We start from the raw sequence: 9,129 nt of genomic DNA, 5'->3' as shown, positions 1-9,129 counted from the left end.
CCGGTGAATAACCGTGTCGGTTCGAGTCCGACCCCGGGCACCATTCTTTTCTCTGTTTGGTCAACAGGTTATAGCGCTCAATAGCGCTCCTGCTCAAAGTTTCTGCGGTTGATAACACTCATTCATGTGCAATTATGTGCAAGAGGTTTCAACCCATGGCAAGCATCCAAGTTCTCACTCGAAAAACCGGCAAGTCATATCGCGTTCAGTTCATGCGTAACGGCAACCGCGTATCCAAAGTTTTTACCCGAAAAAAAGACGCAGAGCAGTTCCTGGCTCAGGTCACTGTATCTGACGAGCTGGCAGATGCCTTAACCAACGTCACCCTCACCAGTACCACCATTCAACAAGCTATCCATGAGTACCTTGAACAGCACAAGGGACGGGACAAATCTGTACCACAGCGTCTGGGCTGGTGGGCTGAACATCTCGGCGACAAGACGTTGAACAAGGTAAATCGCCAGCGGATCAAAAACGCCATCTCGATTCTGGAGGCAGAGGGGAAAGCGCCTGCGACCCTGAACCGCTACAAAGCAGCGTTGTCAGCAGTCTTTGCCTACATGTGTGATCGCTATGACCTCAAAGTGAACCCTTGCCTGGAAGTGAAACAGAAGAGGGAAGACAATGCTCGCACACGCTTTTTGTCGACAGATGAACTTGCTCGATTGATGAAGGCCACCAAGTCGAGCAAGTGGGAGCGACTTCATATGCTGGTTCATATGGCGTTGACCACTGGTGCACGGAGGGGCGAGTTGATTGGCCTCAAATGGTCAGACATTAATTTCAACACGCGCACAGCTCACTTGGCGGTGACCAAGAATGGTAGTCAGAGGATTCTATCTTTGACCGCTGACTTGCTTACTGAGCTCTCCAAGTTTCGCGAGATTGGTGCCAGCTTTGTGTTCCCTCATCCCTCTGGCCTCAATCGACCGTTTACCGAGTTTGATTACCATTGGCAGGCCGCGAAGAAAGCCGCGTTGCTCTCTGATTTCCATTTTCATGACCTTCGGCACAGCTGTGCCAGCTTGTTGGCGATGAACGGTGCCAGCATTCTGGAGATCGCAGAGGTGTTAGGCCATAAGTCGATCACCATGACCCAACGATATTCCCATTTGTGCAATGCCCATAAAGCCAAACTCACTGATCGGGTATTTGGTAATCTCATGGGTGGTTAATCAATTAGGCTGTGCAGCTTAGATGTATTGAACATGTTAGCCTGAGCCCCTCGCATCTATGGATGCGGGGGGCTTTTGTTTGTCTGGGGATGTACTAGATGAGTGATCAATATATAAACAGCGATTTTCTGGAGGGTTTAGTCGTATGGCAAAAATCACCAGATGATAACCCCATCATTTTTGATGGAGAGGAAGGAATTCCGTACTTCTCCCTAAATGGCCGCCCGAGGTTGGCGATTACAAAAGATGGTCAATTAATAGACTGCGTATCAATCGACATCACAGCCAAAAAAGTAACGTCCGATGATGAGGTCGAGCACCAAAATGACCAGTGTCATATTGGGTGGTGGGAAAATAAAACTCCTCGTCTGGTTGTCACCCGGAAGGCGGTAAAGAAGGCGATTTGGTATAGCGCAAAGCTAAGGCAAATCGGATGGACTGATGAGCGCCTTAAGTTGGAATTGAGCTGCCTTGCTCAAAGTGTGATTGACGATTGTAGCGCCGGTCAGCCGGTGGCTGCGATCTGTACTCGAAATAGAATTTCTCCTCAGCAAGATGATATCCCCTTGCTAGCAATGGAAGCCTATGAGCATTACCAAGGTTTCGGTCCAAGAAAGGGCTTTAAAGTACCGCTCAAAAAGATAAATGCGGGGGAGCTTGCAGATACAGTGATGAGATTGGCCCTCTATATAGCGCTGATCAATCCGTGTCTGGGTAGGCCTTGGGGTAAGCAGTACACCCGGCAGGGGCAACGTTCTAGCGAGCGTCCGAAGACTGCTCTGGAAATGACGTTGGAGTCCCTGGAAGAAAGGCTAACAGACTTGTTTTGCCAGAAAGAATGTAATGACTTCAATGATGAATGGTATGGAGATGAGATCTCGAGCTTAGAGGTTTCAATAGCGTCAATTCGGCGTGATATCCAGATTGAAGCAATTAATCGAATGTCACAGCCTGATGCAGTAAAAGCAGCGAAGACTAAGTTAATGGCCCTAGGAATAGAATGTGAGACAAAGACGACTGCTCAGGAGTGGACTCAATTTATTGCTAAAGCATGGGGGGTTATCCCATCGAACGTCGTTAGTGCCGCTAAGCTGATAGACGAATGAAAAAGTCAAGAACAGAAGTGAGCTGACTTCTGTTCTAAAAGAAAACCTATCACATCGCGTTAAATACTCCCTGACCAGACCGCAGAACACCAAGAGCAACATGAAAGGGAGTATAAGCAATATGCAAGACCTCAACCTCATCGCAATTAGCCAAGATCTAAACAACTGGCTGCCTGTGACCGAAATCCCCAAGCACTACCCCCAATTTAACTATCCCACACTGAAGGCCATGTTCTGGAAGCGAGCCGAGAAGCCCGGCTTGGAACGTTGCTGCCGAATTGTCGGCAAGCGGATGTTTGTGAACACCAAACTCTTCGGCTTGTGGATGGCTGGTGGACTGCCTGAACAACACCCGACGGATGATTAAACCGCAGGGAATCCATCTGTTACCGGATATAGGCAAACATGGTGTGCAAACCCATGGGGAAAACATGAAAAAAAGCCCTTACCTGCGACAGTAAGGGCATTTCGGATTACTCGCTGGCTCTGACAGTTTGCAGACCAAGGAGCCAGTGAGTGTGAGGTAATTTTAGCATGAAAGTTCACTTATTAATCCATAAAGGCCATCAAGGCTTGCTGGCCGAGATCCATGCTTCGTCTTCTGATTCGGAGGGAAAGCGATGATCTATTTTGCATGGGCCGCTGATAACCAGACTGAAACCTTCTATGGACCACCCAATCCCAGAACCGATAAACGCTCCCGTGTCGGAGTATTGAGTGCCTTCACCAGCCGAAAAGCGAGAGCCGCCTTTATAGCGCAATGCAAAGGAGCGGCTGCGGTTGTGACTCGTCCTTATGCTCGCCAAATGAAGGCAGGCTTAGATGACCGGGCATTCAATGAGTTGGTAACCGCTCTGATTAGGGGGGAGTGATGAACGCACAGCCCCAGCAAATAGCGCGAATTCCCCATATGGCTGCGAACGTTCAGGTTGCCAGCTCACCAGTACATGGTTTGGTGAAATTTAGAGATCTCCCAGATCAAAGGACGATTGTGATTTATACGGGCTCTCATGCGCCGTCTCATGGGGGGCAGAGGGAGGTTTTACAGCGAGCCCTCAATCATGCGATTACCGCTGATAATCCCGTAGATCCTGATGAACAACCGGTGGTGAGTCTTTATGTATCACCCACCCAGCTTGATGAGGGTGGGAAGCTATATCGGATGGTTGACCGAGATGCGACGGAAAAGGTGATTGTGCATATCTGCGGTCAGCTTCATGTAAACAAACAGCACCGGCTAATAGATGAGCTATTGAAACAAGCTCCTAGTGCAGAGCTCTATCTTGGTCATCCTGATCGGAATGCTGAACCATGGGCGCTTGTGAATATCCACCAGCAATTCGAGTACCAGAAGAGATTGCAAACCAATCTTTCTCTTTCGATTGGCTTCAGCGGCTATGACCACCAACAAAGCTACCTAATCAAAGGGTTGTTGCCCGCGTCTAGCATGTGCAGCATCTATGGTCCCAGCGGTAGCTTTAAGAGCTTTACTGCTGTTTCAATTGCTTGCCATATAAGCACCGGCCTGGCTTGGGATGGTAGGCCAGTCCAACAAGGTGCAGTGCTTTACATTGTGGGTGAAGGTGGGGTCGGTGTACCGCGTCGTATTAAGGCGTGGGCTGATGAGTATCACGAGCAGCAAGACGTTCCCAATTTATATCGTGTTAACCAGCCAGTATTTATGGCTGATGATGCTCAGGTCAATGAGTTGCGGTTAGCTGCTATCCAGATCAAAGCGGATACAGGATTGCCTGTCAGGCTGATTGTGGTCGATACAGTGGCTCGCTGCTTTGGCGGTGGCGATGAGAATCGTGCTGCAGATATGGGGGCGTTTATTGCCGGTTGTGATCGTATTAAGGCGGAAACTGGGGCCACTATTTTGCTGATACACCACACCGGCAAGAACGAAGAAAATGGAGCTCGGGGGAGTAGCGCATTTAAAGCAGCATTAGATGCCGAGTATCTGCTGAAACGTGAAAACAAGGAGGACGCATCAATCATTCTGACATGTACCAAGATGAAGGATGATGAAGAACCCGATCTACGGGCTCATGATCTTAAACAACGGGTTATTGGCTCAGATGCAGACGGTGATGATGTCACCAGTATGGTGCTGGTGGATACAAGCCGAGAGCCCATAGAGCCTGATGAACTGGGTAACGCATCCAACGTGACAGCGAACCACAAAGCAATGTTTGGAGCTATTCGTCAGCTGTGTAATGCCAATGGGGGTAAGACTACTTGGCAGCGGGTGATCGATCACATGAAGGCAGCAAATACGGATGACAGAAGGAACCGTACTCGCCATAGAAACAAGTTGATTGCAGACCGTCTAATTGAACGAGAGGACGACGTTATCTGGCTAGTAAAATCAGGTGACTAATCAGTAAAAAGTGAAGGCTGGGTGAGGAGCGTGAGGCGGGGGCTTTTTATCCTCACTTTTTTCTATAGACAGAAAAAGTGACGATATACGTCCATGTTCGCCTGCATGTCCGCGTCAATACAGGCTTTGCTGCATCCTCACTGGGTAACGCTAACGCCCGCTGGTGAGGTGTGCCAGTAAGTGAGGATTGATTGAGGGGGATGAGGTGAAACCAAAGCAAAATGGTACCGAATGCCGCAGCCGACCATGAGGCATTTCAGCATTGTGATTAGGCGAGTCATCTGAGTGACGAGGAAGAATGTTCTTGTCCTGCACGCCACAACTTGGAGGAAAGGCGAGTGTTCGCGGAGATTAACAAGATGTTCGCCAAAGAGATGGCGGAAGAGGAAAAGCAGCGGCTAAAGGAGCAAAAACGAGCAGAGCGCCAGCGCAAGCAGCTAGAACGATTGTGCAAGCCAGCACTGGGAGTCGAAGACATTTTTCGGTATCGTAATGCCTGGGCTCGAAATGTCGGGCAGTCTAACCGTCGATTGATGGAACGAGCAGAGCGAGACCATGCCATATCCAAGCTGGGGCCGATTAATCACTTGGCTGCTCTTGTCGTTGCAATGGCGTGGCACCCGCACCATGCCTACATTCTGGTCGTCGCAACAGACCCCGGTGTGACTTGTGAGGAGCTGACCGACTTCTACAACCTGAGTCATTCAAATCACAGGATGGTGTTCCGTCGCTTGAACGCAGTACTGAAGCAATTGGGCTGGCGTTTCGCCTCATACCCTAAGGGCTCACCAAATGAGCAATGGGGTTGGGAGTTGGAAATAATCCCGGAGTGATCATCCCTAAAATGATCACTTTTTGTGTTACAGGCGATCATTATTGCCCTGTGTGGGCATCGGGTTGGCATAACTCAATAAGAATGCGGGCTACAGCCCTGCTTACATTCCCAAATGTGGTAAAACGATCGCTTTTGACTGTACGGCTCTAGTGCAAAAACAGGATCGCTTACTCTCGGTAAATATCGCAGTAACTCACAGTAAAATAAGGGTTTTTATTAAAAGCGATCGTTTTGCATAACGATCCATTTTCGCTACTATCGGCGATCCCTTTTCTGGCTAGCCAGGATCGTTTTTTATGGTTAATTGCCCCCCGTCTTAGCCCCCAGGCCAGTTCTAGCAAGGGATTGCTGGTAGGGGCTAGCGCACACGCCTCTTCGACCGTCCCCCAAAAATGAAAAACCCTTTGTCCTGTTACGAGTGATCATTTGCAGAGTGCCCTTGAACCTTGTCGTATCGAAAAGTGGTAGTGGATGGCCTCCGGGTTGCTATCGGGCCACGTTTAGGTAAATCGAGCTAACTGAGGAGGTGGTGATGATCTGAGCCCCGCAATCGCCTGCGAATCACTAGCGGTCTGTGAAGTGGTTGCAAAAGGGGGCCATTAAAGTCACATTTTGCCTTGGCCTACTCTGGAAGGTGCTCGGCCGCCACAGGGCTGCAAGAAGAGTGAGGTGATGCGGTCTACCTGCGATGGAAACGCGAGGGTGAAGGTTCGCGCTAAGCAAAGTTTGGGGGGGGCTCGTAAGCCCCGCCCCGCTACACGCTGTTTAAAGTTTACTCGTCAGATGCCATCCCTCGCCATGGGGACATTCATACACTCGAAGTAATACCCCCTGTTCTCGTTCCAGAATGAGTGCACGTCGCACCGCTGCACTTTCTGAGGCATACGCCTGCTTCAAACAGTCACTGCAGTGATGCCCTGGCGTGTGCCGATCTGCCGGACACAAGTGCCAGGAGCTGCATCGGCCGCAATGGTAGGGCATCATGCGGTTGCCATATGATACTAGAGCATATCGCGCGCCTTCTTCGGCACATTGCTGATTTGGGTAGGCGCGACGAGGTTTTCCTTTGGCGCTGAGACAGATTGAGTTTTTGAACATCGCTTCAACCCTCGATGTCCATGACTACTCGAAAAGAGACCTTGATATTTTTGTAGGCCCCCCAGGACGTTGATCCTATGTTGCCCTCCCAAAAACGGCCGCTAATGTGGCCCTTTTCTTGGCACCATTCGTAGGCGTCCCACGCATCAATGAACTCGAGCCCCTGATGTTCTGTCCATGGAATCTGCTCTTCCCATGCCGCATGTGGAGGAAAGTCCTTGATCCAGATTTTGCGAACTCCACCGTTGATGGCTTTAGAGCTGCTGACATCAATTCCGCAGGGATGCGGGAATTCAGTGACGCCAGGATTGGGCTCCAGAAACCTTGGCTCAGACCACTTGACGGCCGAAGGCACATCTTGGCGGATAGCCTGTTCGCTTGCTTCTACCAGTGGACGAGGTGGCCAGTTTTCCCACGGAAAATCACCAAATGCCATCGACTCGTAGTGCTTGGAGTAAGCCGGTCTAATAGCGCGAAGCTCTTTCTGGGTGAGTAGCCTGAGGCTGACACCAAGTTGCCGTTCACGCCATGCGCAATAGGCTTGAGCATCAACCCATGATGCGCCGACAGGAGCATCATCAGAGGCGCCTTCATTGGCGCGATCCCAAGGCTCGCTACGCTCGCCCTGTCGTTCATGGAAGCCTGTTTCCTCCAGCATCTGCCGGAATGAAGCGAGGTCTATCAGATCGCTGATAGCCAGCTTGCGGCCTCCAATCTCGACGAGATGGAAGCCGTTTGGTAGCGGCCCAGCCCATTTTGCTCGCTCTGGTGATCGCCAAATGCCTTGCTCTGTCAGCCATGTGCGGCGCACATCGACGGACGTTGTGAGTTGCCGCTCCATCATGCTTCCGCCCCGGTCGTAGAAGGCTTGCTCCGCTTTGTGGGCTTCGTCTTCGTCCCAGAACTCTTGGCGGAAATGAATGGCTCGACGCAAGTCGCTTTCACTCATCAACTTTGATGGCAAATCTGCAATCGCCAATTTGTATGAATCGGCCAAATTGTCCGGCTTGGGCGGTTCATGTTCCCTGTAATCACGCCACAACAGGTCCCAGCAACCGTCATGAGCGCGTAGGACGGTGAGTCGGTTGTTGTAAGGAAGTACGTCAATCCATCCTTCGGGCTGAGCGTCAAAAACGGCGCGGAACGCACGGACTGCGGCAAAAGTATTTGCATGTTGTGCCGTCCGGTCCTCGGGGCCGTACTTTAGTTCCCAGTAGCGTTTGTCGACTATGGTGCTAAGCGGGCCATCAACCAACTTGTTATCCAGAAAGCCCCACTGGCCCATCAGGTCGAGCCGTCGTGCAAACAGGTCTTTGCCAAGCTGGGCTGCCACTTCCGGCAACGCATTGATGGACTTGATTGCAGCGGCTGGGACTTGATGGCCATTCCCGTTATCCCAAGCGGACCAGTCCACGCCGTATCCAAGAAATACCCGACGAGGCCGCTGCTCTTGGGGGCCGAAGAAGATGCGGTCAGCCAACTCACGAGGGGTGGGGCCGCCATGTTCTGAAAAATAAAGATCTATGCAGCCGCCATGATCTACCGGAAAGGTGCCAACCTGCTTGGTACAGCGGTGCTTTTTGAGGAAGGCTTGAAACTCGGGCCAGCCATTATTTTGATAAGTCCCGAAGTCTCCGGCGAAGCCCAAGCGATCGACAATAGCGTTGAGCGTCTGTCTATGTTTCAAGGGGTCAGCATCGGGATGAAGCACGCGTGATTTCGCGCCTTCTTTAATGTCCGCTGGTGATATTCCGCGCAGAGGAATGGCGTGGCCATCGCGCAAAGGGAGGTAGCCGAGGCGACGCCCAGCAAATTTGAGGTTATCAGACACTATATTCTCCTAACAAAATCATCCCCCACCCCAAGGCCGCCAGTATGGGATCGTGATTAAGTTGAGTTGTTAGTGTGTTGATAACTTGTCGTTCTGACTTTCGAAACGAGGAGAGCTTGCTTTCGGCGTTGGCGGCGCCGACGACCCGGCAGGGCGTCTCCGAGCCCTTGATATGAAGGTTAAACTAATCGACCAACGAGAGTCAACGAGGCAAAGTTGATCTGGGCTCGACCTCTCCACTCTCATTGGCAAAGCCATGCTGACCATGTTGGCCGCTGTTGCAGAATTGGAACGTTCAAACATCAAGCTCCGGCAGATGGCCGGGATTGCCAAGGCGAAGGCAGAAGGTAAGGCGCTGGGGCGGGAGAAGACAATTGACGATGCTGCCGTTGTCATTTGGCGCAAAGAGAATTCAGCTAGCATCAAGCTGACGGCTGAACACTTCGGGATTTCGCCCGCCAGTGTGAAACGAGCATGTCGGTCTGCGTAATTAGCCATCTATGCAGGTGCTTATTCCTTTGATAACGCTTCAGGTATGTTCCTGCTCAAGTTTTGGACTCATAACTCTCCCATACATCCCCGTATTCATGAGAACATCAGCACCAGTCCTCTTTCAAACCGGAGTGCGCTGTGTCGCCCATCAACAAAGCAACCCTTACCGAAGCCGACATCATCTCGAAATACCTGCTGCCTGCTATCAA

6 protein-coding genes and 1 pseudogene are annotated in these 9,129 nt (G+C 51.0%); 6 read left to right on the top strand and 1 reads right to left on the bottom strand.

What is annotated here, in order from left to right:
• Positions 1-155: 155 nt before the first annotated feature.
• The 5 genes from L972_RS11730 (at position 156) to L972_RS11705 (ending at position 5,497) form a co-directional block, all read left to right on the top strand.
• Positions 156-1,175, top strand: coding sequence for a tyrosine-type recombinase/integrase (locus L972_RS11730; protein ID WP_047438414.1), 1,020 nt, complete (start codon positions 156-158; stop codon positions 1,173-1,175).
• 98 nt (positions 1,176-1,273) lie between these two features.
• Positions 1,274-2,281 (top strand): hypothetical protein, encoded by a 1,008-nt coding sequence (locus L972_RS11725; RefSeq protein WP_047438413.1) that lies wholly within the window; start codon positions 1,274-1,276, stop codon positions 2,279-2,281.
• A 121-nt stretch (positions 2,282-2,402) separates the two neighbouring features.
• Positions 2,403-2,648: a hypothetical protein gene (locus tag L972_RS11720; RefSeq protein ID WP_047438419.1), complete on the top strand. Its 246-nt coding sequence runs from the start codon at positions 2,403-2,405 to the stop codon at positions 2,646-2,648.
• A gap of 504 nt (positions 2,649-3,152) precedes the next feature.
• Positions 3,153-4,664, top strand: coding sequence for a helicase RepA family protein (locus L972_RS11710; protein WP_052200055.1), 1,512 nt, complete (start codon positions 3,153-3,155; stop codon positions 4,662-4,664).
• A 338-nt stretch (positions 4,665-5,002) separates the two neighbouring features.
• Positions 5,003-5,497, top strand: a complete 495-nt coding sequence (locus L972_RS11705) for a hypothetical protein (protein WP_047438409.1) — start codon at positions 5,003-5,005, stop codon at positions 5,495-5,497.
• Between the two features lie 1,104 nt (positions 5,498-6,601).
• On the opposite strand, the gene L972_RS11700 is transcribed toward L972_RS11705, so the two are convergent.
• Positions 6,602-8,428 (bottom strand): SUMF1/EgtB/PvdO family nonheme iron enzyme, encoded by a 1,827-nt coding sequence (locus L972_RS11700; RefSeq protein ID WP_047438406.1) that lies wholly within the window; start codon positions 8,426-8,428, stop codon positions 6,602-6,604.
• A gap of 238 nt (positions 8,429-8,666) precedes the next feature.
• Here L972_RS11700 and L972_RS11695 point away from each other — a divergent pair.
• Positions 8,667-8,918 (top strand): annotated as a pseudogene (locus L972_RS11695) (recombinase family protein); the annotation flags it as partial.
• Positions 8,919-9,129: the final 211 nt, after the last annotated feature.

This window comes from Aeromonas sp. ZOR0001 (assembly GCF_000801015.1).
Lineage (GTDB): Bacteria > Pseudomonadota > Gammaproteobacteria > Enterobacterales > Aeromonadaceae > Aeromonas > Aeromonas veronii.
The sequence above is the reverse complement of the archived record's forward strand: the minus strand, read 5'-3'. Positions and strand labels throughout refer to the sequence as shown.